Source organism: Gammaproteobacteria bacterium, from assembly GCA_016712635.1.
Classification (GTDB): Bacteria; Pseudomonadota; Gammaproteobacteria; order SZUA-140; family SZUA-140; genus JADJWH01.
This window is the reverse complement of sequence record JADJQS010000002.1, coordinates 128,481-154,647: the sequence shown is the minus strand read 5'-3', so window position 1 is coordinate 154,647 and position 26,167 is coordinate 128,481. Positions and strand designations below refer to the sequence as shown.

The window sequence follows — 26,167 nt, the reverse complement described above, 5'->3', positions numbered from 1 at the left end:
GACAGCGGAATCCCGCAATTGCTCAAAAATCCGGGACAGATTTATTTTTACGAGGCAGCCGAAGCGACGGGACAGATTATGAAATCCGTCCCGGTCATCTCAATAAAATAAATCTGTCCCGGGTTTTCAGTCGGTGCCGGCGCCGAGGAAGCCGCCGGACTGGTGGGACCAGAGCTGGGCGTAGAGGCCCTTCCGGGCGATCAGCTCGGCGTGGGTGCCTTCCTCGAGGATGCGGCCCTGGTCCAGCACGATGAGGCGGTCCATCATGGCGATGGTGGACAGCCGGTGCGCGATGGCGATGACGGTCTTGTTGCGCATCAGGCGGTTGAGGTTGTCCTGGATCGCGGTCTCGACCTCCGAGTCGAGCGCGGAAGTCGCCTCGTCGAGGATCAGGATCGGCGCGTCCTTCAGCAGCACGCGCGCGACGGCGATGCGCTGGCGCTGTCCGCCGGAGAGCTTGACGCCGCGTTCGCCGACGTGGGCGTCGTAGCCGCGGCGGCCCCTGGCGTCCTGCAGCTGTTCGATGAACTCGTGCGCCTTGGCCTGTCGCGCCGCGGCGACCACGTCCGCCTCGGTGGCGTCGGGGCGTCCGTACAGGATGTTGTCGCGCACGGAGCGGTGCAGCAGCGAGGTGTCCTGCGTGACCAGGCCGATCTGCGCGCGCAGGCTTTCCTGGGCGACCTCGGCGATGTCCTGGCCGTCGATCAGGATGCGGCCGCCCTCGACGTCGTGGAAGCGCAGCAGCAGGTGCACCAGGGTCGACTTGCCCGCGCCGGAACGGCCGACCAGGCCGATCTTCGCGCCGGGCTCGATGGTCAGGGAGAAGTCGTCGATCACGCCGCCGCCCTTGCCATAGTGAAAGCGGATATGATCGAACTCGATGCGTCCCCGCGCCACCGCGAGCGGCGGCGCCAGCGGCTGGTCGATGACCTCGCGCGGCCTTGCGATGGTCGCCATGCCGTCCTCCACGGTGCCGATGTTCTCGAACAGCGCCGACATCTCCCACATGATCCATTGCGACATGCCGTTCAGGCGCAGCACGAGCGCGATCGCGGCCGTGATCGCGCCTGCGGTGACGGCCTCCTGCATCCACAGCCAGATCGACAGCGCGCCGGTGGCGAGGATCAGCAGGATGTTGTTGACCCACACCGACATGACCAGTCCGGTGACCAGGCGCATCTGCGGGTAGACGGTCTGCAGAAAGTCATCCATGCCCTCGCGCGCGTAGTCCGCCTCGCGGCGCGAGTGCGAGAACAGCTTGACGGTGGCGATGTTGGTATAGGAGTCGACCACGCGCCCGACCATCGCCGAGCGTGCATCGGCCTGCCGCGCCGACACCTGCGCGAGCCGCGGGATGAAGAAATACAGGGTCAGCACGTAGAGCGCGACCCAGATCAGCAGCGGGATGGCGAGGCGCAGGTCCGAGCCGGCGGCGATGACGAGCACTCCGCTGAAGTACACCACCACGTAGAGGATCACGTCGAGCAGCTTCATCACCGTTTCGCGCACCGCGAGCGCGGTCTGCATGACCTTGGTCGCGATGCGGCCGGCGAAGTCGTTCTGGAAGAACGACAGGCTCTGTCCGAGCAGGTAGCGATGCGCCTTCCAGCGGATGATCATCGGATAGTTGCCGAGCAGCGCCTGGTGGATGATCAGGGAGTGCAGCAGAACCGCGACGGGGAGCGCGATCAGCACGGCGAGCACCGTCCACAGGAAGCGGCCTTCAGCGCCGAAGATCTCCGCAGGGGTGGTCCGGTTCAGCCAGTCGACCAGGCTGCCGAGATAGCCGAACAGTGACACTTCCAGGATTGCGATAATGCCGGTCAGCAGCGCCATCACCGCGAGATGCGGTTCGATGCCGCGCGTGTAATGGCGGCAGAACGCGAACAGACCCCGCGGCGGCAGTTCCGGATCCTGCGGCGGGAAGGGCATGATCAGTCTTTCGAAGAACGCGTACATAATGGCGAAACGATTCCCTGGTCAATCAGTGAAGCCCGACCGCATGGGTGCGAATGGACGCGGAACGACGGTGGATTCAGAGGGGCGGCTGCCGCGGCACGGACGAATTCTCCCGCATTCGGACGGGGCGATCAAGCGGCGCGGCGGAACCGCCCGCGGATCAGGAGGATTTGTAGCGCATCGCGATATGGGAATCGATCAGCGCCGCCGCCTTGTCGCGAATGATGGAGCCGTCGGCGTCGGCGAGCCAGAGGTTGATCAGGCCCTTCATGAAGAGGTAGCTGTCGAGCGCGTATTGCGCCGGGTCGGCGCCGGTGCGCAGCAGGCCTTTCTGCTGCGCGTCTTCGTAGGCGCGCGTGAGTTTCTGGATGTAGGCGCAGCCGGTCTTGGTGACGCGGGTGTCGAGACGGGAGAATTCGTCGACGTACTCGCACTTGGAGTTGACGATCTCGAAGGTGGTGCGGGCGATGTCGTCGTCCTTCAGCAGGCGCAGGATTTCGACCATGCTGGCGCGTATGCTGCGCAGGGGATCGCCGGGATTCTGCGCCGGCAGGTTTTCCTCGATGAGGTCGACGAGAGGAAGCGACACCTGTTCCATCATCGCGAAGAACAGGTCCGGCTTGTTCTTGAAATGCCAGTAGATTGCACCGCGCGAGACGCCCGCCTCCTTGGCGATGTCGGCGAGCGTGGTGCGGCTGACGCCGCGCCCGGCAAACACGCGCCGCGCCGCGGCGATGATCTCCAGCCGTGTCTGTTCCGTCTCCGCCTTTGTCTTGCGTACCATGGCCTTTCGTCAGGGCGACGCCGGTGACCAGCCGCCGCCGAGCGCCTTGATCAGGTCGACGCTGAAGGCGAGCCGGGCCTGGCGGTGCTGGATCAGGGCCTGCTCGGCGGCATTGGCCGTGCGCTGCGCGTCGAGCACCTCGAGATAGCCCGAGTAGCCCGCCTCGTAACGCATCTGCGACAGGCGCAGGGCGTTGCGCGCCGCCGCCACGCGGATCTCCTGGTCCTCCGCGGCGGCGCGGGTGAGCTGCGCGTTGCTGAGGGCGTCGGCCACCTCGCGGAAGGCGGTCTCGACGGCCTTCCGGTAATCCGCCAGCGCCTGGCGCTGGACCGCCTCCGCCTGGCGCGTGCGCGCGGCGTAGCGGCCGGCGTCGAGGATCGGCAGCGCGGCGCCGAGGCCGACCGACCAGATGCGCGCGCCCGATTCCAGCACGTCGCCGAACTCCTCGCTCTGGCCGCCGAAGCTGCCGGTGAGGGAGAACGTCGGAAACTGCGCGGCCCGGGCCACGCCGATGCGGGCATTGGCCGCGACCAGCGCCTGTTCCGCCTGCTGCACGTCCGGACGGCGCTCGAGCAGGGTGGAAGGCAGACCGGCCGGAGGTTCGGCCGGCAGCGGAAGCAGCATCACGTCGCCCGCCTCGAGGGAGAGTCCCGGCGTGCCGGTCAGTTCGCCGAGCTGGTGCTCGACCAGCGCGCGCTGGCGCCGCAGTTCGTGCAGTTGCAGCGCGGCGTCCGCGCGTCCGGTCTCGGCCTGGTATACGTCGAGCCCGGAGGCGAGCCCGCCGGATGCGCGGCTGCGCGCCACCGCCAGGGACTCCTCGCGGGAGGCGAGCGTCTGTGCCGTGACCGCGATCTGGGCGTCGAGCGAACGCAGCAGGAAATAGGCCTGCGCAGTGGCGCCGGACAGCGCCAGCGCGGCGACGTCGCGGCCGTAGCGGGTGCCGAGCAGTTGTGCGCGCGCGGACTCGGAGGCGCGCCGCAGTTTTCCCCACAGGTCGAGCTCGAATGAGGTGGAGAGCGCGAGGCGGTGCGAGTTCGATATCACCGGCGTGCCGGCGGCGATCGGCTGCGCGTTCAGCGTGCTGGCGCGTGTGCGGCTGCTGTTGAGGCCGAGGTCGATCTCGGGAAACAGGGTGGCGCGGACCTCGGACAGCACCGCCTCCGCCTCGTCGACCTGTGCCACGGCCCGGCGCAGGTCCGCGTTGTTTTCCAGCGCCTGTGTGACGAGGCGGTCGAGCCCGGCGTCGCCGTACAGCGTCCACCAGTCGGCCGCGACCGCAGTCTCTCCGGCGTCCGGCGAGGCGGCGGCGGGATAGGCGGCGGGCAGGTCGAGTTCCGGACGGCTGTAATCGGGGCCGACGGCGCAACCGGCGAGGGCCGCGAGGAGGGCGAGAGGGATGGCGGCGGAGCGCGCGATCATGTCTTGTCCTCCTGCAGCGGCGCCGGGTGCGGCGGCTCGTGGTGTTCGTGGGTATGGACCGGGCGCGGCTTGCGCGCGAGCAGGGTGAAGAACAGCGGCACGAAGATCGGGGCGATGAAGGTCGCGACGATCATGCCGCCGAACACGCCGGAGCCCATGGATTGGCGCGCCGCGGCGCCGGCGCCGGTGGCGAGCACCAGCGGCACCACGCCGAACACGAAGGCGAGCGAGGTCATGACGATGGGGCGGAAGCGTAGGCGCGCCGCCTCGGCTGCGGCCTCCACGGCATTCTTGCCCTCGCTCATGCCCTGCATGGCGAATTCCGCGATCAGGATCGCGTTCTTCGCGGCGAGTCCGATCAGCACCACGAGCCCGATCTGGAAATAGATGTTGTTCTCCATCCCGCGCAGGAAGACGAAGCCAAGCGCGCCCAGCAACGCAAACGGGACGGCGAGCAGCACGGACATGGGTACGCCCCAGCGTTCGTACAGCGCCGCCAGGATCAGGTACACCATGATGAGCGCAAAGCCGAAGGCGAACACCGAGGCCGTGCCGGTGCGCTTCTCCTGGAAGGCCTGGCCGGTCCAGGCGACGTCGTAACCCTTGGGCAGGCTGCGCGCGGCGACGCGCTCGACCGCCCTGATGGCCTCGCCCGAGCTGTAGCCGTGCCTGGCGTTGCCGATCACCTTGGCCGCGATGTAGCCGTTGTAGCGTTCGAGCAGTTCGGGACCGATGATGGTCTGCACCTGGATCAGGGCCTTGAGCGGAACCATGGCGCCGGAGGTATTCGAGCGCACGTAGATGTTGCCGAGGTCCTCCGGCCGGGCGCGGTACTGCGCGTCGGCCTGGAGGGTGACGCGGTAGGTGCGTCCCGCCTTGTTAAAGTCGTTGACGTAGAGCGAACCCATCTGCGCCTGCAGGGCGGCGAAGACATCGCTCACCGGCACGCCCAGCGCCAGCGCCTTCTCGCGGTCGAGGTCGACGCGCAGCTGCGGCGTGGTGGGGCGGTACAGGCTGCGCAGAGATTCCAGCACCGGATCCTTGCCGAGTTCGGCGACGAAGTCGTTGGTCACCTGGGCGAGGCGCTGGGTGTCGGGGTCGTCGCGGCCGCGCACGTAGAGCTCGAAGCCCCCGGTGGCGCCGAGGCCGCGGATCGAGGGCGGATTGATCGCGAAGGCGAGGCCGTCGGCGAGCGTCATGCCCTTGCCGCTCACTTCCTGCACCAGTTCCTGCGCCGTCTGTTCACGCTCGTGCCAGGGCTTAAGCGGCATGAAGATCGTCGCGGAGTTGGTCTTGTTGCTGCCGGTGACGAGGTCGAATCCGTTGACGATGAAGATGTTCTCGATCGCCTGGTTGCCGGCCATCATGGTGCGCAGCTGCTCGGTGGTCTTCATGGTGCGCTCCAGCGTGGCGCCGTCCGGTAGCTGCGCGACGGTGATGATGTAGCCCATGTCCTCCACCGGGACGAAGCTGCCGGGGACGCGCAGGAACAGGGCGCCGCACAGTCCGAGCACGGCGGCGAATGCCGCCAGCGAGGCGATGCGGTGCCGGATCGCCAGGCTGACCGCGCCGAGGAAGTGGCGCGTCATCCAGGCGAAGGCCCGGTTGAAGGGCCGGAACATCCGCGCCAGGCCGCTGCCGTCGGGCTCGCGCGGCTTGAGCAGCAGCGCGCACAGCGTGGGCGTCAGCGTCAACGCGACCACGCCGGACAGCGTCACGGCGATGGCGACCGTCACCGCGAACTGGCGGTAGAGCTGGCCGGCGATGCCGCCGAGGAAGGCGACCGGGATGAACACCGCCACCAGCGCCAGCACGATGCCGATGACCGCATTCTGCACCTCGCGCATCGCCTCGAGCGCGGCGTCGAACGGCTTCAGTTTCTGCTCGCGCATCAGGCGCTCGACGTTTTCCAGCACGACGATGGCGTCGTCGACCACGATGCCGACCGCGAGTACCATCGCGAACAGGGTCAGCGTGTTGATCGAGAAGCCGAACAGCCACAGGCCCGCGAAGGTGCCGATCAGCGACACCGGCACGGCGATCATCGGGATCAGCGTCGCGCGCCAGGTCTGCAGGAAGACGAACACCACCAGCAGCACCAGCACCGCGGCCTCGATCAGGGTGTGGACCACCGCCTCGATGGAGGCGGATACGAAGCGCGTGGTGTCGTAGGGGATCAGGTAATCGACGCCGGCAGGGAAGCGCTGCTGCTTCAGTTCCTCCATCCTGGCGCGGATGGCGTCGGCCACGTCGAGCGCATTGGCGCCGCTCTGGAGGAATACGCCCATGGCGATGGCGGACTGGCCGTTGACGGTATTGGCCTGGTCGTAGCTCTGTGCGCCGAGCTCGACCCGCGCCACGTCCTTGATCCGGAGCACGCCGTTCGGCCCGTCGGAACGCAGGATGATCTCGCCGAATTCCTCCGGCTGCAGCATGCGTCCGCGCGCGGTGACGGTGTAGACCAGCTGCTGCCCGGCGGGGGATGGCGCCGCGCCGATCTTGCCCGCGGCGTACTGGGCGTTCTGCGCGTTGATGGCGGCGGAGATGTCGGCGGTGGTGAGGCCGAGCTGCGCCATGCGGTCGGGCTTGAGCCAGATGCGCATGGAATAGTCGCGCGCGCCGAACACGATGATGTCCGCCGTGCCCGGGATGCGCTTCAGCTCGTCGACCACGTTCTGGGTGGCGTAGTTGGACAGGAAGAGCATGTCGCGGCTGTCGTCGGGTGAGCGCAGCGCCACCACCAGCAGGATGTTCTGTGAACGCTTCGCCACGGTGACGCCGTTACGGCGCACCTCCTCGGGCAGCCGCGGCGTGGCGAGCTGGACCCGGTTGTTGACGTTGAAGGTGGCCTTGTCGATGTCGGTGCCGACATCGAAGGTGGCGGTGATGTTGATGGTGCCGTTGGAGGCCGCGGTGGAATTGAAATAGAGCAGGTCCTCCACGCCGGAGAGCTGTTCCTCGATCGGCGCTGCCACGGTCTTGGCCAGCGTTTCGGCCGAGGCGCCCGGGTAGCTCGCGCTGATGGTGACGGTGGGCGGCGCGATCTCCGGGTACTGCGCGATCGGCAGGATGTTCGCGGCGACCAGGCCGGCCAGCACGATGATGATCGCGAGCACGGTGGCGAAGATCGGGCGTTCAATGAAGAATCTGGACATGGGTGTTTACCGCCGAATGGTTATGCCGACGTCCGGGACTCAGGGTTTCGCCGCGGGCGCGCCCGCGGGTGCGCCGGGTCCTGCGCCGGGCGCATGGGGTGCGACCGCTGCGCCTGGCCGCAGCTTCATCAGGTTGTCGACGATGATCCTGTCGCCGGGCGCCAGCCCCTGCGTGACCACCCAGTCGTGGTTCGACCAGCCGGCGGTCTCCACCGGGCGCGGCGCCACGGTGTTGTCCGGCGCGACGGTGAAGAGGACCTTGCCCTGCTCGGTCTGCGCCAGTGCGGCCTGCGGCACCAGGTACGCCTCGCGTTCGCCGATGATCACCTGGACGCGCGTGAACTGTCCGGGCAGCAGCAGCCGGTCGGGGTTGGCGAACTCGGCGCGCATCTGCACCATGCCGGTCTGCGTATCCACGGTCGAGGCGGTGAAATTGAGCCTGCCGGTGGCGGCATAGGTGCTGCCGTCGGCAAGGACCAGCTTCACCGCGGCGTTGCCGCGCTGTTTGCGCAGCTGCAGCATCTCCTGCTCGGAGAATGAAAAGCGCACCCACACCGGGTCGATGCTGTTCATCGTGGTGAGCAGGCTGGAATCGGCGCCGGCGGTGACCAGCGTGCCGAGGGAATGCTGCGCGCGGCCGGTGACGCCGGCGATCGGTGCGGCCACGTCGGTGTAGGACAGGTTGAGCTCGGCGTCGCGCACGCTGGCCGCGCTGGCCGCGACCGCCGCCCGCGTCGCCTCGAGCGCCGTGGCGGCGTCATCGTATTCCTTGCGGCTGACGGCCTTTTCCTCGACCAGGGGCTTGAGGCGCGCGGCTTCGCGCTCGGCCTGCGCGAGATCGGCCTGGTCCTGTTCCAGGGCGGCACGGGCCTGCGCGAGCGCGATCTCGAACGGCGCGCGGTCGATGCTGAACAGCGTGGCGCCGGCCTTCACCTGGTCACCCTCGCGGTAGGACTGCCCGGTCAGGATGCCGGAGACGCGCGCGCGCACCTCGACATCCTTGGAGCCTTCGATCCGGCCGACGGTCTCGATGGTGACCGGCACCTGCTGAGGACTGGCATCGATCACGGTGACCGGCATCGCGGGCATCTGCGCCGCGCCCGCCGCATCGCCCTTGCCGCAGCCGGCGAGCAGCGTCGCCATGCAGATTGCCGCGAGTGGCAGATGGAGATACGGTGAGTGTTGAGCGTCCAGGGGGCGTTTGCGAGTGATGTTGAACGGTGATGGCGCCATGGCAGAGGGTCCGTGTGACTGGGATTCGAAGCCGGGATTATATATACAATCGTGAATGTATGTATACTCCGACAATTATTGGGGACATGGCATATATATAGAGTGAGTTGGTAATGATCGATCTTTAAATGGCTTGCCATTCAAACTTGATGTCAGACCTTCGAAAATACGGGGCCTGGGCGCGGCCTGGCGGGCGTACCGTTGGCCGGTGTCCGTGTGGCCCCGACAGGTGAGAAGACCATGCGAAACCCGATTCGGTTCCGGTCGATTGATTGGCGGGCGGCGGCCTGTGCCGGCCTTGTCGCGGGAGGCGTCGCGACCGCGCTGCAGATGGTGGCCTGGTGGATGGCCGGAGCAGCGGTGGAGGAGCTGCTGGCGCGGGATGCGGCCCTCACTGCCGCCGTCGTCCTGGGGCGTGATGTATTGCAGTCATCGAGCGGTTTTGCGCGCGAGGTTTTCCTCGCGGCGACGCTCGTGCATCTGTCCCTTTCCCTGCTCTACGGGTTGCTGCTGGCGCCGCTGATCGCGGGGCGCGGCCGGGCGGCGTCGCTGGGGATCGGAGTGGCGTGCGGGCTGCTGCTGTTCGGGGTGAACCTGTACGGATTTACGCTGGTCTTCCCCTGGTTCGCGCAGGCACGCGACGCCATCACACTGCTTGCACATGCGGCATTCGGGGCCGCGTGCGCAGGCGTCTACAAGGCCATGGCGCGATGCTGAGGCGCGGGCAGGAGGGGCGCCGGAGTTGCGCTAGGCAAGCGCGCGTTCCACGATCTCGAACACGTCGCGCGACAGCCCCGGGTGGGCGCGCAGCGATTCCAGCGCGATACGCGCCTGCGCCTGGTGTGCTGCGTCGAAGCGGCGCCATCGATCGAAGCTGCGCGCGAGCCGCGCCGCCACCTGCGGGTTGATCGCATCGAGGTGCAGGATCTGCGCCGCCATGAAGCGGTAGCCGGCGCCGTCGGCGGCGTGGAAGCGCACGTGGTTGGCGCCGAAGCCGCCGAGCAGGGCGTAGACCTTGTTCGGGTTGCGCAGATCGAAGGCCGCGTGGCCGGTCAGGCGCGTCACGTCGGCGAGGGTATCCGGGTGTCGGCTGGTGGCCTGCACCATGAGCCATTTGTTCACCACCAGCGGTTCGCGCTGCCAGCAGGAATAAAAATCATCGAGCGCGCGCTGCCGCTCGGGCCCTGGGCACTGGGCGAGCGCGGAAAGCGCGGCGAACTGGTCCGTCATGTTGTCCGCCGTCTCGAACTGGCGCAGGGCGAGGGCGCGCGCGGCAGGCGTGTCCAGTTCGGTCAGATAGCCGAGGCAGAGATTGCGCAGCGCGCGTCGCGCGGCGTCCGCCGTATCCGGGCGGTAGGCGCCGGCCGGTGCGAGGCGCTCATGGCAGTCCGCGAGCTCCGCGCCGAGTTGTTGAGCAAGGAAACGGCGCAGGCCGTTGCGCGCGGCGTGCAGCGCATCCGGATCGACCGTTTCCATCTGCTCCGCCAGCGTGCCTTCCGTCGGCAGGGTGAGCGCCTCGGCGGCGAAGGCGGGGTCCGCGTCGGCCAGTGCGAGCACACGGGCCGCGGCCCGGGCGAAACTCGCGGGCCAGGCGGGAGTGCCGCCTTCGGTGAGCGTCGCGGTGGCGGCGAGGATCAGCCGGCCCGCCAGGCGCTGGCCCGCCTCCCAGCGATTGAAGGGATCGCTGTCGTGCGCGAGCAGGTGGGCCAGTTCCTCGTCCGTGTACGGGAAGTCCAGCACGACCGGCGCCGAGAAGCCGCGCAGCAGCGAGGGGACCGGGGCCGCGTCGATGTCCTCGAAGGCGAATTCCTGCGCGGTCGTGGCGAGCGACAGCACGCGCCGCGCCGGGCGGTGCGTGTCATCGTTCATGCGCAGCGGCAGATCGGCGCCGTCCGGCCCGACCAGGCCGAGGGCGACCGGGATGTGGTACGGCCGATTGTCCGGGTGGCCGGGACAGTCTTGTCGCAAGGTGAGTACGTAACGGCGCGTGGCGGCGTCGTAACGGCCGCGCGCCTCGATGCGCGGCGTGCCGGCCTGATCGTACCAGCGCATGAACTGCGCGAAGTCCGCGCCGGAAGCGGCGGCCATCGCCGCGACGAAGTCGTCGCAGGTCACCGCCTGTCCGTCGTGGCGTGCGAAATAGAGATCCATGCCGCGGCGGAAGGCCTCCCTGCCGATCAGCGTCTGGATCATGCGCACCACCTCGGCGCCCTTCTGATAGACCGTGGCGGTGTAGAAGTTGTTGATCTCGAGATAGGTGGCGGGGCGCACCGGATGCGCCATCGGCCCGGCGTCTTCAGGGAACTGTGCGGCGCGCAGGCTGCGCACGTCGCGGATGCGGCTGATGCTGCCGTGCGTGTCGATGCCGAACTCCTGGTCGCGGAAGACGGTCAGCCCCTCTTTCAGCGAGAGCTGGAACCAGTCACGGCAGGTGACGCGGTTGCCGGTCCAGTTGTGGAAGTATTCGTGCGCCACCACGCGATCGATATTGGTGTAATCGGCGTCGGTGGCGACGTCCGGCCGCGCCAGCACGTACCTGGTGTTGAAGATGTTGAGGCCCTTGTTCTCCATCGCACCCATGTTGAAATCGCCGACGGCGACGATCATGTAATGGTCGAGGTCGCATTCGAGGCCGAATACGTCTTCGTCCCAGCGCATGGATTTTTTGAGCGCCGCCATCGCGTGCGCGCACTGGTCGAGTTTGCCGGGTTCGACATAGATGGCCAGGTTGACCTCGCGTCCGGAGGTCGTTCGATACGTATCGTGCAGCATCTCCAGGTCGGCTGCCACCAGTGCGAACAGGTAACACGGCTTGGGGAAGGGATCTTCCCAGCGCGCCCAGTGTCGCCCGTCCGTATCCTTGCCTTCGCCGACGGGATTGCCGTTCGACAGCAGCAGCGGCAGCGCGGTCTTGTCGGCGCGGAGCGTCACCGTGTAGCGCGACATCACGTCAGGGCGGTCAGGGAACCAGGTGATGCGGCGGAAACCCTGTGCCTCGCACTGGGTGAAATAGCCGTTGGCGGAGCGGTACAGGCCGGACAGCTTGGTGTTGCCGTCCGGACGGATGCGGACGATGGTCTGCAGCGTGAAGGCGGCGGGGACGTCTGCTATCGTCAGCTGCGTATCGTTCAGGGAGTAACGTGCCGCATCCAGCGCGCGGCCGTCGAGGGATACCGCGAGCGTCTCCAGCTCTTCACCGTCCAGCATGAACGGCGCCTGCGCCGCGCGCGCCGCCGGATTGCGCCGTATCGCCAGGTCGGCGGTGACGCGCACCTCGCCGGACCGGAAATCGAAGTCCAGCCCGACGCGGTCGACCAGGAAGGGCGGCGGCGTATAGTCCTTGAGCAGGACGGGTTGCGGGGTGTCGGTTTTCATCGGGTCTCGCGGGTTCGTCTTGAATCGGTCTGCGTGGACGGAGGCCGGGGACGGCGCCATGCGCCGCACGACATGATACGCGATGTGCCGGTGGTGATGGAATGACCGCCATCCGCCGTGGTCTCGCGCCGGCTTGAATTCACCCGCGACAGGCTCCACTTGATCTGAATGGAGACCGACGGCCGGGACGGAACCATGAACCATCCGAACGAGACCGATTTGTCACGCGAGGCGCTGGACAGCTACTCGCGGGCCGTGGTCGGCGCCGTGCAGCGCGTCGGCCCCGCCGTGGTGGGCATCTATGTGCCCGCGTCCGGCAAGGGCGCCGCCGAACGCGCGGCGGGCGAGCATGGCGGCGCCGGGTCGGGCGTGGTCGTCACGCCCGACGGCTACCTGCTCACCAATGAACACGTCGTACAGCATCACGACCGTGTGCGGGTCTCGTTCGGCGACGGGCAGGGCGTGGAGGCGAGGGTGGTCGGGCGCGATGCGGCGACCGATCTCGCCGTGGTACGGGCCGAGGCGGCGTCGCTGCCGTATGCCGAGCTGTTCGAAACCGCGCAGCCCCGCGTCGGCCAGCTCGTCATCGCGGTCGGTAATCCGTACGGTTTCGAATCAACGGTGTCGGCCGGTGTCGTCAGCGCGCTCGGGCGTTCGCTGCGCAGCCGCCACGGCCGGCTGATCGAAGGGATCGTGCAGCATACCGCGGCCCTCAATCCGGGCAACTCCGGCGGACCGCTGGTGGACGCCCGCGGCAGGATCCTCGGCATCAATACCGCGATCATCGCCATGGCGCAGGGCATCGGCTTTGCCGTGCCGGCCGCGACGGCGGAATGGATCCTGAGCGAGATTCTCGCGCATGGCCGCGTGCGCCGGGTGTATCTCGGGATATCGGGACGCGACCGCCGGCTCGACCGCCGGCTGGTGCGTGCGCTGGAGCTGCCGGTGGAGCGCGCCTTCGAGGTGGTCGGGCGCGAGCCGCGCAGCCCGGCCGCCAACGCCGATCTCCGCGTCGGCGATCTGGTCATCGGCGCGAACGGCACGCCGGTCGACGGCGTCGATTCCCTGCACCGCTTCCTGGCCCGCTGGCCGGTCGGCGCCGCGCTGACGCTGCAGGTGCTGCGCCGTATGCAGCGCATCGAGGTGGCGCTCACACCCGAGCCGCTGCGCGCCGGGCGCTGAAGCGGCCCCTCCCGGGGCCGGGCGCGCGGCGGGGGCTGTACGGCTTCCGCGCCCGAACAGCCCTTGCCATACTTAAGATATTGTTTGTATTTCAACTGCAAGCTGTTAATGCAGATTAATTTTTGATGATGCCTTGAAAGTTCTCCAAATGTTCTCTACGCTGGATGGAGACTGCCGATTCGAAGATCCTTCATGCTGACGCCCGCACAACAGAAGACCCTGGACTTTATCCGCAGATACTGGCGGCTGCAGGGCCGCAGTCCGAGTCTGATGGAGATCGCCGCGGGTATCGGGATCCGCTCCCGCGGTGTGGTCCATCGCTACGTGCAGGCGCTGATCGCGGCGGGCCATGTGCGCAGGCTTCCGGGTCGCAAGCGCGGCCTCGAGCTGACGGAACAGGATTCCGCGCAGACGTATACCCTCCCGCTGCTGGGGCGCATCGCCGCCGGCCGGCCGATCGAGGCGATCCCGGGCGAGGGAACGCTCGATATGACCGCCTTCCTGCTCGGCCTCAACCGGTATGCCCTGCGTGTGTATGGCGATTCGATGATCGAGGCCGGCATCCTCGACGGCGACACGGTGATCGTGGATGCACGCGGCGACGCCGGCGAAGGCGCGATCGTCGTCGCCCTGATCGACGAGCAGGAGGCGACGCTCAAGCGCCTCCACCGGCGCAAGGACGGCAGTATCCAGCTGACCGCGGCGAATGCCGCGCTGGCGCCGATGATCTACAGCGCCGAGCGGGTGCGTGTCCAGGGCGTGGTCGTCGGTGTCCTGCGCAGCTACCGGTGAGTATGCATGAGCGCGGATCTCCACGCCGGGAACGGACAATTCTGGCCGCGCGCCGTCATCCTGGTCGACATGGACGCCTTCTTTGCGAGCATCGAGCAGCTCGATCGCCCGGCCTGGCGCGCGCGCCCGGTCGCCGTGACCAACGGCCTGACCGGCACCTGCATCATCACCTCTTCCTACGAGGCGCGCCGATTCGGGGTGCGCACCGGCATGCGCCTGCGGGAGGCGCGCCGCCTGTGCCCGGAGCTCATTCAATGCGCGGCGCGTCCGGAACGCTATGCGGCGGTCTCGACGCGGATCATGCAGTCGCTGGAGGAGATCACGCCCGACGTCGAGGTCTTTTCCGTCGACGAGGCATTTCTCGACGTGACGCGCTGCCAGCGTCTGTGGGGGCCGCCGGAGACCATCGCGCGCCTGGTGCGGCGCAAGGTCTTCGAGGCCTCCGGCCTCGGATGCTCCATCGGCGTGAGCGGCGACAAGAGCACGGCCAAGTTCGCCGCCAAACTCGACAAGCCGGAGGGCCTGATCCTGATCCCGCCGTGGGAGGCCGCCGCCCGGCTGCGCGACGTCCCGGTGACCGAACTGTCCGGCATCAAGGAAGGGATCGGAGGCTACCTCGCGCGGCACGGCGCGCGCACCTGCGGCGAGGTTGCGCGTCTCCCGGTCAGCGTGCTCGCGCGCCGCTTCGGGAATCCCGGACGGCGCATCTGGTACATGTGCCAGGGCCTGGATCCGGAGCCGGTGCGCAACATCGTGTCTGCACCCAGGTCGCTTGGCCACGGCAAGGTGGTCCCGCCCGGCACGCGCGATGCGCAGCTGATCCATACCTACCTGCTGCACATGAGCGAGAAGGTGGCGGCGCGGCTGCGGCGGAATGATCTGGAGGCGCAGATTTACGCCGTCGGTTTGCGCACACGCCTGGGCTGGCTCGGCGGTCGCCTGCGCACGCCGGTGCCCACGCAGGACAGCCGTCCCTTGCAGGAGCTGTGCCGGAGGGTGATACGGGAAGAGTGGCACGGCGAAGGGATCTTCCAGGTGCAGGTGACCGCGCTCGATCCGCGGCCGGCGCGGGGCCAGGCGGAGCTGTTCGACCCGGCGTCCGCCCAGGCGCATTCGGTCAATCGCGCGATGGATGCGGTCAACCGGCGTTACGGGGAGTTCACCCTGGCCCCGGGATGGCTCTTGAACCGTTCCACCATGCCCAATGTCATCGCGCCGGCGTGGAAGCCGTACGGCCATCGCCAGACGATCTGAGCCAGACGGTCCGGGCATGTGTCGCGCCGTACGTTATCTGTTCGGAAACAGCGAACAGTGCGTTTCCTTCGCAGACGCCGCGGCGTGCCTGCCCGTCATGACCCGTTCCGGCGGCGCCCGGCTGGTGACCTGGGGCCGGCGCCGCTTAGAGGAGGGAACCCTGCCGGCCGGCGGGTGGGCGCGCATCGAGACGGTGACGGCGGGTGCGTGGGATCGCTGGTTTCCCCGGCCGGTACGGGTACCGGTACTGGGTTTCTTCGAACCGGACCGGAAGGGGCGGGAGCGCGCTTATGAGCTTGTGCGCGGTCAATGCCTGCAGGGCCTGCTGGCCCGCGATACGGATCGGTCGCTGCGCGTCTATATCGTGATGATAGAGCCCGACGGCGAGGATCCGCTGCATTCGCGCTGGCCGCGGGTGATCAGGATCGGGACGGGGGATGCCGCGACGGGGTGGCGCGCCGGGGCAGTACCCGCTGCATAGCCGCGTCAGCGGACGTGCATTCCCGATCCTCCGAATCCTCCGGCGGCGGGCCCGGGCATGCCTTCCGGAGCATTCACCCTCGGCGGCGCGATTTTCCTTCATGAATACCCCTCTCAAGCGGCATCCACATCGGCCGGAATTTATTAAGTGTTTGTTTGTAATTATCTTTATATTTTTTTCTCGGAATATATGAAAATATTTGATTTATTCATATTCCGGAGTTATGATTCATAAAAATTTGATGTTCGTATGATCCAATGTCTGGATGGGTTTGTAGAGGAGGAAATATGAGCCGTTTCATCAAAAAATTGTTTTCCCCGAAAGCGAATCCCTCGAAAAAGGCGGCCCGGGCGGCCAAGCCGGGTCAGGCGCCTCTGATCGTGTCGTTCGACGGCCGGGTCATGCGCCTGCGCCTGCCGGAAGGCTGAAACATGGGCGTTCGGGCGCACCGTTCACATGGACTGGTCCCTGGCACAAGGATGTGCACCCTGTTTAGGGGCGGATTGCCGGGGAATGTCCCTGAATTCATCGATTTTCGCATCATCATTTAGTCTCCCACTCCCTCTGTCCCTCCTGGGATGACCCGTTCCCTTTCGGAACGGGTCTTTTTTTATCCGGTCCGGGCACGCGTTCCTCGTCTGCGAATTTACGCCCGGGCGGGGCTTGTACCGCTTTTCGTCTATCCCCGTTAAGCCAGCGATTCACCGGCTCGGCAATATCCGACCGCCACGCCAGGAATAAATGATTTAATCGGTTTTAGGTTTTTGACGCTAACTTGTGTGTAAATCAATAAAGTCGATGGTTGGTGTTCATGCAGATTCGAGGCTGGAAGTCGCTTAGCGCCCGCATCACCCTGTACGCTGTCATGCCCGTGATGCTGGGTTTCGCGGCCGGGGCGTGGCTGATCTATGCGCGCCAACTGGACAGCCACCAGCACCAGGCGGCCGAATATCTGCAGCGCTATGTCTCCGACCGCGGCCAGCAGGAAAGCGCCCTTTTCCAGCTTACGGAAGACGGGCTGCTCGCCTTCCGGGAGGATTTCCTGGCGGGTTTGCAACGTGACGTCGATCCGTCCGCTGTTGCGCGTGATTTTGACCGGATGTTCGAGGACCGGGACGATGGAACCCTGCGCGTACGGCCCAGCTATTACAGCGGCGCGAACCTTGAGGGCACCGGCTGGGTCGAGGGGATTGGCGGTTTCATATCGCCCGAGGTTGCGCTCACTCCCGACCTGAAGCGTCGCGCCGTCCTTGGCCTGACACTGCTCGCCAAGCGCGGGCCCTTGTGGCGCGTGCGCTTTCCCAATCTCTATGTTTCGCTCCCGGAGAAGGTGAGCCTGGACTACTGGCCTGCGGTCACCTGGACCCAGAACGCGGGCGCGGAACTGGATCTTGCCGGAGAGGAATGGTTCTACATCGCCGATCCTGTGCACAACCCCGCGCGCGGACCGGTCTGGACCGGGATCTATTACGATGCGCCTGCCAAGGCTTGGATGGCTTCCTGCGAGGTCCCGATAGACCATCAGGGAAGGCATATCGCCACCGTGGGGACGGACATCCTGCTCGACGACCTGTTTGCGAGCGTCAGCCTGAACCGTCCCGAAGGCGCCTACAACATGATCTTCCGGCCCGATGGCCGGCTGATCGCCGATGATGAACACCTGGCTCAGTTGATGCGGAACGAAGGACTCTACAAGATCCAGGAGTCCGGTGATGCCGCCCTGAACAGGATCTTCGCTGCGGTGCTCGCAGGGAAGGATTCTGACGGGGTGCTCAGCGACGAGACCGGGGATCAATGGCTGGCATATACCCGGCTGCAACCGACGGGCTGGTATTTCGTGACGGTCTTTCCGCGCGCCACGATACGCGCGCAGGCCGCCCAGTCCGCGCGGCTGCTGCTCGCGGGCGGCATCGCCGTCACCGGACTCGGGCTGCTCATCATGCTGCTCGCGGTGCGCCGTCTGCTGGTCAGGCCGCTGGAGCGGCTCGAAAAACAGGCGAGCGCGATCGCGGCCGAGGGCGGCCGCGGCATCGAATCGCTTGCCTCCACCCTGGACCGCCACGCGGATGACGAGATCGGCCGTCTGGCGACCGCGTTCGGGCAGATGACCGATCAGGTGCGCAGCCATACCAGGGACCTGGAGGCAGCTGGTCGAGCAGCGGACACGATCAATGCGCGAGAGCGAGGCGCAGTTCAGCGCGCTGTTCGAGGAGACCGCCGATGCCCTGTTGCTGATCGAGGGCAACCGTTTCGTCGAGTGCAACCGGGCTGCCGTGGAAATGATGCGCATGAATTCGCGCGAAGCGCTGCTGAACACGCATCCCTGGGAGATCTCGCCGCAGCTGCAGCCCGATGGCCGCCACTCGGAGGAAAAGGCGAACGAGATGATATCCCTCGCCAAGAGCCAGGGAAGCCATCGCTTCGAGTGGATACATACGCGGGCGGACGGGGAGAATTTTCCGGTGGAGGTCCTGTTGACCCCGGTCCGCTGGAACAACCGGCAGATGGTGCACGTCGTCTGGCGCGACATCACCGAACGTAAGCAATCAGAACTGCACCTCCAGCTCGCGGCAAAGGTGTTCGAGAATACCCGCGAGGGCATCATTATCACCGACCCCAACCGGGTGATTCTGGCCGTCAATCGCGCCTTTTGTGAAATCACCGGCTATCCGGAACAGGACGTCCTGGGGGTCAGTCCCGATTTCCTCGAGTCCCCCGATCCACGGCCGGGTTTCTACCGGGAAATGTTCAGTGAACTGGGGGCCGCCGGGCACTGGCAGGGCGAGACCCTGATCCGCCGTCGCAACGGGGAGGCGTTCCCCGCCTTGCTGTCATTGAGCCAGGTCCGTGGCCCGAAGGGCGAGACCAGCCATTACGTCGGCGTGTTCGCCGATATCAGCGACGCCAAGGAGGCCGAGGCCAGGCTGGAATACCTGGCTTATCACGATTCCCTTACCGAGCTGCCCAATCGCATCCTGCTGCTGGACCGCCTCAAGCATGCCATGGACAAGGCGGAACGGTCGCAGACCATGGTGGCGGTGCTGTTCCTGGACCTGGACCGCTTCAAGCACGTGAACGACAGCCTGGGACATGCCGCGGGCGACCAGTTGCTGCAGCAGGTCACCAGCCGGATCCATGCGGTCTGCCGTGACGACGATACGCTGGCGCGCATCGGCGGCGACGAGTTCGTCCTGGTGATGGAGGATCTGAAGGACGCCGCCAATGCGGCATATATGGCCGAGCGCGTGATCCAGTCCCTGGAAAAATCGTTTCAGATCGGGGACCACGACATCGCCATGACCATCAGCATCGGCATCAGTATCTATCCCGCCGATGGAAATGACGTCACCGTCCTGCTGCGCAACGCCGACGCCGCCATGTATCAGAGCAAGGAACAGGGACGGAATACCTTCAAGTTCTACACCCAGGAGCTTACCGAGAAGGCAATGGAGCGCATCCAGATCGAGGAGCACCTGCGGCGCGCGCTCGAAAACGGCGAATTGCAGCTGCACTACCAGCCGCAGATCCGCCTTGCCGACGGGCGATTGATCGGGGCCGAGGCCCTGGTACGCTGGAAGCATCCGGAATGGGGCATGGTGTCGCCGGCCCGTTTCATCCCCGTCGCCGAAGAGTCGGGTTTGATTGTTCCCATCGGGGAATGGGTGATGCACAGGGCCTGCAGCCAGGCGAGAGAGTGGCTGGATCAGGGATATGACTTCAGCCGTATTGCTGTCAATATCGCCGGCCCCCAGCTGCAGCGGGCGGATTTTCTGGGCATGGTGCGGAGAGTGCTCGCGGACACCGGCTTGTCGCCGCGCTGCCTGGAACTGGAGATCACCGAGACCTTTATCATGGGACAATCGCGGACCGTGGTGCCCGTGCTGGAATCGCTGCGCGAGCTGGGGGTTCAGCTCGCCATCGACGACTTCGGCATCGGGAACTCGTCACTCGCGTATCTTAAGAAGCTTCCCATCGACCGCCTCAAGATCGACCGCACCTTCGTGAGCGGGCTGCCGGATGACGAAGACGACGCCGCGATCGCGCGCTCGGTTATCGGACTCGCCCATGCGATGCAGCTCGAGGTGATCGCCGAAGGGGTGGAGACCACAGCGCAGCGTGATTTTCTCGTCAGGGAACGCTGCAACGAGGTACAGGGTTATCTGTTCGGAAAACCGATGGCGGCGTCCGAGTTCGCCGCGCTGCTGATTCCGGCGGCGCGGGGTGCGAGGGCGCGCAGCGGGTCCGCGTAGGCGGCGCCGGGCAAGAGCGAAGACAATCATTCCTTAGGCAATCGGGAAAGGCATCATGAAATACACGGAGTCAGTCGAGAAGAGCGCGGAGTTCCTCCGCCTCGCCATCATGCACATGGCCCGTCAGAAAGCCGGACATCATCCGCTGAGCTTTTCAGTCTGGTATGAACATGTTTCGGGCGCCAACAATCTGTTGTCGGAGGAGCTGAACCGGCTACAGGAAAAGGGGGTGCTGCTGACCGACGAAATGACGGAGGCGCTGTACAGCAAATACGTCTCGGATTGCGATGCGGATGCCACCCAGCGCGTGCACGACGAGCTTGAGAAGATCCTGGCGCATATCGCGGTGTCGACCCGGGAGGCGGGCGAACGCTCGTCCCAGTTCGATCATTCGCTGGCGCACTATTCCACGCAGCTCGAGGAGAAGCCCGGCATCGAGAGCCTGCAGGCCGTGATCAAGGAGCTGCTGACGGAAACACGCTCCATGCGCTCTTCGCTCTCCGTGCTGCAGAATGAGCTGTCCGAAAAGACCCGGGAAATGGCATCGCTCAAGGAGCAGTTGCGCCTGGTGCGCGAGGAAACGATCATCGACGCGCTCACCGGCCTGGTGAACCGCAAGGTGTTCCTAGAACGGTTCGACCTCGCGCGCCATGTTCCTGACGCGCATGGCAACCTGTGCCTGCTTCTGGCTGATATCGACCATTTCAAGAACATCAACGACAATTACGGCCACCTGCTCGGCGACAAGGTCATCCGGCAGGTTGCGCAGACCATGAACGCCACGGTCAAGGGGGGCGATACCGCGGCGCGATACGGCGGGGAGGAGTTCGCGATACTGCTGCCGAACACCTCGCTCAATAACGCGCGGAAGCTGGCGGAGCAGATCCGCCTGAAGGTGGAGCGGATCCGCGTCCGGCGCGCGGACAACGGCTCGACACTCGGCGTGGTCACGATATCCGTCGGGGTGGCGTGTTATCGCCAGGGCGACAGCGCCGACAGCCTGATCCACCGCGCCGACATGGCGCTCTATGCGGCGAAGAACAATGGCCGCAACCAGGTCATGATCGAGTCCGAATAGGGAGCGGCGCGCCCGTCGCGCACTTGCTGTTCCGTGTCGCGGCGGTACAATACGGCATGCCCCCGCCGCATGCCCGATGTACGCCCTGCGCATGATCCTCCGCAATAGCCGTGAATCCTACGGACTGGTCTCGAAGCTGCTGCACTGGCTGATCGCCGTGCCTGTGCTGGTGCAGATTCCCCTCGGCTGGTACCTGGGCGGACTCAGTGAGGAAAGCGTTTTGTACTGGCGCCTGCTGGAGCTGCACGAAACGCTGGGCCTGGGCGTCCTCACCCTCGCCCTTGCCAGGATAGGCTGGCGCGGGATCAGCCCCAACCCGGATTTGCCCGCTGTGCTCGCGGCCCGGGAGCGGGCGGCGGCCCGTCTCGTCCACCTGTTTTTCATCCTCGCGCTCGTCTTCATTCCGGTGCTGGGGTTTCTGTTCGTGGCCTCCGACGGGGAGCCCGTCGAGTTGTATCGCAACATCGAAATCCCGCCTGTCGGCCAATGGAGTAAAGGCACGCGCGAGCTGCTGTTCGACCTGCACGGCTACATGGCGTATACCTGCGCGCTGCTGATTGTCGTCCACGTGCTGGCCGCGCTCAAGCATCATTTCATTGACCGGCGCAGTTCGCTCCGGCGCATCGCGTTTTAAAATGGGCGGTCCGGCTCAGCCACCGCGCAGAGGGCGCAACAGTCTCCTGCCGTCCACGGCGTAGGCGATGGCTAGGTACAAGGCCAGACACAAGGTGGCGCCGGCGAGCGAGGGGAGGATCCCGGCCGCGGTGATTGCGCCGTGGGTGAAATAGAGGAGGAGGCCCAGGCTGATGTGGCCGAAGATACGGCCGAGTTCGTAAGGCACCGGGTAATGGCGCCGCCCGAGCAGGTAGGATACCGCCGCCATGCTGGTATAGCAGGCGAGCGTGGCCCATGCGGCCCCCATGTATCCCAGCAGCGGGACCCACCACAGATTCAGGACCACCGTGATCACGGCGCCTCCCGCCGCCACCCAGGCTCCCATGAGGGTGCGGTCCGTCAGCTTGTACCAGATCGAAAGATTGACGTAGATCCCGAGGAACAGGTTCGCGAGCAGCAGCACCGGCACGACCGCGAGGCCTGTGCGAAACGGCTCACCGATGAAATACTTGAAGACATCGATGTAAAGCGTCACCAGCAGGAAGATCAGCACGCAGAAGATGACGAATGCCGTCATGACGCGGGCGTACAGTGTCCGGCTGTCTCCGCGTCCGGCGTGGGCGAAGAAAAACGGTTCGCCTGCATAACGGAAGGCCTGGATGAACAGCGACATCAGGATCGAAAGCTTGTAGCACGCGCTGTAGATGCCGAGCTGCGCCAGGTTGGTTTCGGAGTCGTAGGGCAGGAGGTACTTCATCATCGCGCGATCGAGCATCTCGTTGATCACCCCGGCGAAGCCGATCACCGTCATCGGGAGCGAGTAGCGCATCATGCGCGTGAACAGGGCGCGGTCGAATCCTGCGGTGGCGCCGCGTAACTGAGGCAGCAGCAACAGCCACTTCACCCCGCTGCCGACGAGGTTGGCGATAAAGACGTAGCCCACGCCGATCTCCGGATTCCAGAGGCGGCCGAGGGCGGAGGCGGGATCCTGTTCGTAAGCGCCGCGGCAAAGCACGATGAAGAACAGGTTCATCGCCACCGTGACCACGATCTCGATCAGTTTGATACCGGCAAAACGCCAGGCCCGTTCCTCCGCCCGCAGCCGTGCGAAGGCGACCGCCGCCATGGAGTCGAGGGCGAGAATGGCGCCCATCCAGACGACATAATCCGGATGATCGCGATGGTTCAGCGCATCGGCGATGACCGGGGCGAACAGGACGACGAGCAGGAAGAAGCCGGCGTTGACGCCAAACAGAAAACGCTGGGCCGTGGCGTAAGCGGCATCCGCCGTGGCGCCGGCGGAGTTGTCGCGGAATCGAAAGTAGCCCGTCTCCAGGCCGAGCACCAGCAGCACCGCGAGAAATCCGGTGTAGGCGTAGAATTCCGATACCACGCCGTACTCGGCCGGTGAGAAAAAGTAGGTGAACAGCGGGACCAGCAGATAATTGAGGAAACGCCCGAGGACGCTGCTGAGGCCGTACACGGCCGTCTGGGAGGCGAGGCGCCGCAGGGGGTTCAAACTCAAGTCCGTAGGTTTCTTGTCAGTCTGTACAGTCAGGTGAATTCCCGCGCGCCTGGGCGGTCCGCGTGCGGGCCTGCCGGGAGTATAGGAGAATCAAGGAGCGGTTCCAATCGAACACGGTCACGGAGGTGGGTCGGCTAAAAAAAATCGCCCCGCGTGGGCGGGGCGTGAAATTTACTATAGGAGAGACGGTAGTACGCGGTGGTAATCAGCGCGGGCAGGAGGTGGCGCCTCCGCGCGCGCTCAGCATCTGGCCTTCAGGCAACCGTTGTGCCGGTCGCCGAAAGGGGTCAGATAGAGTCCAGGAACGATATACTGAACAGGTTTGTTCCGGGCCTTGTCGCTGGTGGCGCGCCCCGCGGAGGTGCTGGCGGCTTCCTGCGTGAAATCGCAGGTTTGCTTCAGTTTCAGTGGGTCCATGGCTAGCTCCTGTGAATGCCTGGTGAGTCCGAACATGAAACCAGTATACAGAATAGTAAGAAGAAAACAAGTAATATCTTAATATATTTATTAAATATTTGTAAGATATTGAATAATATTTGGTATTGTAAATTTCCCCGCCATATTTTTGGTCTGCACCGGGTGAAAACCTGTTGTGATTTCAGATCGGCTCAGCTCCGGATGGCCGCCACGGGAGTAATATCTCGGCGCTTGAGCATGCCGCGAGGCCGGGTGCTGGAGGCGCATGGACTCATGATCAACGAAGCGGGCAGGGCGGCGTCGAATTCCCGGGGTGCAGGCAGAATCCGCAGATGTTTAGCCGGTTCTCCCGGGTTGTACCTCGGTCGTTCGCGTATCGACGCGCGAATCATATGATTCAAGCTTGACGCACGGCGCACGATAACTAGTCTGCACTATATGAACGTGCATAGTCGCGTGCCTATTAGGGCATGGAAGTCACGCAGAACTGCCCGACTAACGATCAAAACTTGAGCCCCGCATAAAGCCGGGGCTTATTTTTTTGTAATCATCCCGCAGTGGTTTTCCGCGAGACCGGAATCCGCCAGCCCTCCTTTCCATCCTCTTGCGCGCCGCCAGCCGCCTGGAGGCCGTCATCTTGAATCTTCATGCCGCGTCCCAATATGTCACTATGAACCTGCGGATCGCGTTCCATGGCCTATGCCCTGCCGGCTCGCATCCCGTGCCGATGGCGTATTGCCCATGGCCGTGACGTAGACTGCTTCCGGCCAGAGTGGGTGAGACAAGGATGGAATACAGGGATTATTACAAGCTGCTCGGAGTTGCGCGTGACGCGTCGCAGGATGAAATCAAGCGCGCCTATCGGAAACTGGCGCGCAAATACCATCCCGATGTGAGCCGCGAGCCGGACGCCGAGGCGAAATTCAAGGGGATCGGCGAAGCCTACGAGGTGCTCAAGGATCCGGAGAAACGTACCGCGTACGATCGTCTTGGCGCGAACTGGCGCGCAGGGCAGGAGTTCCGCCCTCCGCCGGACTGGGACACCGGGTTCGAATCCAGCGGCGGGTTTTCCGCGGGGGACTCCTCGACCTTCAGCGATTTCTTCGAATCCCTGTTCGGCCGCGGTGCTGCGGGGGGGCACAGGGGGCAGTCGGCGTTCCGCGCGCGCGGACAGGATCACTTTGCCAGGATCTTGATCGCCATCGAGGACGCGTTTCGCGGAGCGAACCGCTCCGTCACCCTGTCCGCGCCGGAGGTGGATGAAGGCGGGCGGATCCATACCCGCAAGCGCACGCTCAACGTGCAGATCCCGAAGGGTATACGACAGGGCCAGCACATACGGCTGGCAGGCCAGGGCGCCCCGGATACGGGTGGCGCGGGCGACCTTCTTCTGGAGGTGGCGTTCAAGCCGCACCCCTTTTATCGCGTCGAGGACCGCGATGTATACCTGGATCTGCCGGTCGCCCCCTGGGAAGCCGCATTGGGGGCGACGATCCAGGTGCCCACGCCGGGCGGACGGGTGGAGCTCAAGATTCCTCCCGGATCCGGCAGCGGACGCACCCTGCGACTCAAGGGACGGGGGATTCCGGGCAGCCCGCCGGGCGATCTCTATGCAGTGTTGGCGGTCGCGGTGCCGCCCGCGGATACGGAGCAGGCCAGGGCGCTGTACCGGAAGATGGAACAGGAGATGAAATTCAATCCGCGCGCGCCACTGGAAGGCTAGCGCCATGCACGGGAAGGATGATGTGGTCATCCTGGCGGTCGAGGTCCTGGATGAGGACGCGACCCTCACGCTGGCGGAGCTGTGCCGGACCTGCGGCGTTCATGAGGACTGGATAGCGCAGCTGGTGGTGGAGGGCGTGCCGGGGCCTCCCGGGCATGCCGGTTCCGGCTGGCGTTTTCCCGGCTCGAGCCTGCACCGTGCGCCTGCAGCGCGATCCGGGAGTCAATCTCTCAGGCGCCGCACCGGCGCTGGTGCTGATCGGGGAAATACGATGTCTGCGTGGCAATGGCGATATACCTCGGGGATGCTCTGATTCATTTCTGAACGTCATTCCCGCAGAAGCGGGAATCCAGTTACACGCTGAATTTAAAACGCTGGATTCCGGGTCTTCGCTTCGCCTGGAACGACGAACCGATCAGAGGTTCCCTGGGAGATGTCCGGGCGTAAACGGAGCCAATTCAACAGCGATTGAAGGATAAATCATTCATGAACGAGCTGCTGCATGTCGTCTGTCCGCAATGTGCCGCGGTGAACCGTGTGCCCGGCGCACGTCTGGGCGAGGGCCCGAACTGCGGGGCCTGTCACCAGCCCCTGTTCACCGGCCATCCGCTCACACTGACCTCGGCGAATTTTCACAAGCACGCATCCACCAGTGACGTTCCGCTGCTGGTCGATTTCTGGGCGCCATGGTGCGGTCCCTGCAAAATGATGGCGCCGGCCTTTGAGCAGGCGGCAAGGCAACTGGAGCCGCGGGTGCGCCTGGCCAAGCTCAACACCGAGGAGGAACCTGCACTCGGCGCGCAGTTCGGTATCCGCAGCATCCCCACATTGGCGCTGTTTCATCGCGGCAGGGAGCTCGCCCGCCAGGCGGGCGCCATCGGTGCCGCCGATATCGTGCGCTGGGTGAACGCGCATTACCGTTAGC

Annotated in this window: 21 protein-coding genes; 12 read left to right on the top strand and 9 right to left on the bottom strand. The window is 65.4% G+C overall.

Annotation, left to right across the window (positions count from 1 at the left end):
- Positions 1-126: 126 nt before the first annotated feature.
- From IPK65_03825 to IPK65_03805, 5 genes are all read right to left on the bottom strand, one after another.
- Positions 127-1,959, bottom strand: a complete 1,833-nt coding sequence (locus tag IPK65_03825) for an ABC transporter ATP-binding protein (protein ID MBK8162294.1) — start codon at positions 1,957-1,959, stop codon at positions 127-129.
- Positions 1,960-2,119: 160 nt separating this feature from the next.
- Positions 2,120-2,743, bottom strand: coding sequence for a TetR family transcriptional regulator (locus IPK65_03820; GenBank protein MBK8162293.1), 624 nt, complete (start codon positions 2,741-2,743; stop codon positions 2,120-2,122).
- Positions 2,744-2,752: 9 nt separating this feature from the next.
- Positions 2,753-4,162 (bottom strand): efflux transporter outer membrane subunit, encoded by a 1,410-nt coding sequence (locus IPK65_03815; protein ID MBK8162292.1) that lies wholly within the window; start codon positions 4,160-4,162, stop codon positions 2,753-2,755.
- On the bottom strand, positions 4,159-7,317 hold the full coding sequence (locus IPK65_03810; protein MBK8162291.1) for a multidrug efflux RND transporter permease subunit: 3,159 nt from the start codon (positions 7,315-7,317) through the stop codon (positions 4,159-4,161). Before IPK65_03810 ends, IPK65_03815 begins: the two co-directional genes overlap by 4 nt.
- Positions 7,318-7,356: 39 nt before the next feature.
- Positions 7,357-8,460 (bottom strand): efflux RND transporter periplasmic adaptor subunit, encoded by a 1,104-nt coding sequence (locus IPK65_03805; GenBank protein ID MBK8162290.1) that lies wholly within the window; start codon positions 8,458-8,460, stop codon positions 7,357-7,359.
- Between the two features lie 357 nt (positions 8,461-8,817).
- Here IPK65_03805 and IPK65_03800 point away from each other — a divergent pair, with 357 nt between their 5' ends.
- Complete coding sequence (locus IPK65_03800; GenBank protein MBK8162289.1) at positions 8,818-9,267, top strand: sodium:proline symporter; 450 nt, start codon at positions 8,818-8,820, stop codon at positions 9,265-9,267.
- A 30-nt stretch (positions 9,268-9,297) separates the two neighbouring features.
- Here the strand turns inward: IPK65_03800 and pepN are convergent, their stop codons facing one another.
- Positions 9,298-11,925, bottom strand: coding sequence for an aminopeptidase N (pepN, locus tag IPK65_03795; GenBank protein MBK8162288.1), 2,628 nt, complete (start codon positions 11,923-11,925; stop codon positions 9,298-9,300).
- Between the two features lie 195 nt (positions 11,926-12,120).
- On the opposite strand from pepN, the gene IPK65_03790 reads away from it, so the two are divergent.
- From IPK65_03790 to IPK65_03755, 8 genes are all read left to right on the top strand, one after another.
- Positions 12,121-13,107, top strand: a complete 987-nt coding sequence (locus IPK65_03790; GenBank protein ID MBK8162287.1) for a trypsin-like peptidase domain-containing protein — start codon at positions 12,121-12,123, stop codon at positions 13,105-13,107.
- Between the two features lie 192 nt (positions 13,108-13,299).
- Positions 13,300-13,899: a transcriptional repressor LexA gene (gene lexA / locus IPK65_03785; protein MBK8162286.1), complete on the top strand. Its 600-nt coding sequence runs from the start codon at positions 13,300-13,302 to the stop codon at positions 13,897-13,899.
- Between the two features lie 6 nt (positions 13,900-13,905).
- The gene (locus tag IPK65_03780; protein MBK8162285.1) at positions 13,906-15,153 is read left to right on the top strand and encodes a DNA polymerase IV; all 1,248 of its coding nucleotides are present in this window, start codon (positions 13,906-13,908) and stop codon (positions 15,151-15,153) included.
- A gap of 16 nt (positions 15,154-15,169) precedes the next feature.
- On the top strand, positions 15,170-15,634 hold the full coding sequence (locus tag IPK65_03775; GenBank protein ID MBK8162284.1) for a hypothetical protein: 465 nt from the start codon (positions 15,170-15,172) through the stop codon (positions 15,632-15,634).
- Positions 15,635-15,921: 287 nt separating this feature from the next.
- On the top strand, positions 15,922-16,062 hold the full coding sequence (locus IPK65_03770) for a hypothetical protein (protein MBK8162283.1): 141 nt from the start codon (positions 15,922-15,924) through the stop codon (positions 16,060-16,062).
- Between the two features lie 1,743 nt (positions 16,063-17,805).
- Positions 17,806-19,884, top strand: coding sequence for an EAL domain-containing protein (locus IPK65_03765; GenBank protein MBK8162282.1), 2,079 nt, complete (start codon positions 17,806-17,808; stop codon positions 19,882-19,884).
- 55 nt (positions 19,885-19,939) lie between these two features.
- Positions 19,940-20,962: a diguanylate cyclase gene (locus IPK65_03760; protein MBK8162281.1), complete on the top strand. Its 1,023-nt coding sequence runs from the start codon at positions 19,940-19,942 to the stop codon at positions 20,960-20,962.
- A 91-nt stretch (positions 20,963-21,053) separates the two neighbouring features.
- Positions 21,054-21,596, top strand: a complete 543-nt coding sequence (locus IPK65_03755; protein MBK8162280.1) for a cytochrome b — start codon at positions 21,054-21,056, stop codon at positions 21,594-21,596.
- 15 nt (positions 21,597-21,611) lie between these two features.
- Here the strand turns inward: IPK65_03755 and IPK65_03750 are convergent, their stop codons facing one another.
- The 3 genes from IPK65_03750 to IPK65_03740 all read right to left on the bottom strand — a co-directional run bounded on the left by IPK65_03750 (position 21,612) and on the right by IPK65_03740 (position 24,213).
- Positions 21,612-23,096 carry an oligosaccharide flippase family protein gene (locus IPK65_03750; protein ID MBK8162279.1) on the bottom strand — a complete coding sequence of 495 codons (1,485 nt, stop codon included), beginning with the start codon at positions 23,094-23,096 and terminating at the stop codon, positions 21,612-21,614.
- A gap of 246 nt (positions 23,097-23,342) precedes the next feature.
- Positions 23,343-23,519 carry a hypothetical protein gene (locus IPK65_03745; protein MBK8162278.1) on the bottom strand — a complete coding sequence of 59 codons (177 nt, stop codon included), beginning with the start codon at positions 23,517-23,519 and terminating at the stop codon, positions 23,343-23,345.
- Positions 23,520-24,066: 547 nt separating this feature from the next.
- The gene (locus IPK65_03740; protein ID MBK8162277.1) at positions 24,067-24,213 is read right to left on the bottom strand and encodes a hypothetical protein; all 147 of its coding nucleotides are present in this window, start codon (positions 24,211-24,213) and stop codon (positions 24,067-24,069) included.
- Between the two features lie 93 nt (positions 24,214-24,306).
- Between IPK65_03740 and IPK65_03735 the strand changes: the two genes are divergently transcribed.
- The 3 genes from IPK65_03735 to trxC all read left to right on the top strand — a co-directional run bounded on the left by IPK65_03735 (position 24,307) and on the right by trxC (position 26,166).
- Positions 24,307-25,242 carry a DnaJ domain-containing protein gene (locus IPK65_03735; GenBank protein MBK8162276.1) on the top strand — a complete coding sequence of 312 codons (936 nt, stop codon included), beginning with the start codon at positions 24,307-24,309 and terminating at the stop codon, positions 25,240-25,242.
- Positions 25,243-25,246: 4 nt separating this feature from the next.
- Positions 25,247-25,555 carry a hypothetical protein gene (locus IPK65_03730; GenBank protein MBK8162275.1) on the top strand — a complete coding sequence of 103 codons (309 nt, stop codon included), beginning with the start codon at positions 25,247-25,249 and terminating at the stop codon, positions 25,553-25,555.
- A 173-nt stretch (positions 25,556-25,728) separates the two neighbouring features.
- Complete coding sequence (trxC, locus tag IPK65_03725; protein MBK8162274.1) at positions 25,729-26,166, top strand: thioredoxin TrxC; 438 nt, start codon at positions 25,729-25,731, stop codon at positions 26,164-26,166.
- Position 26,167 lies beyond the last annotated feature (1 nt).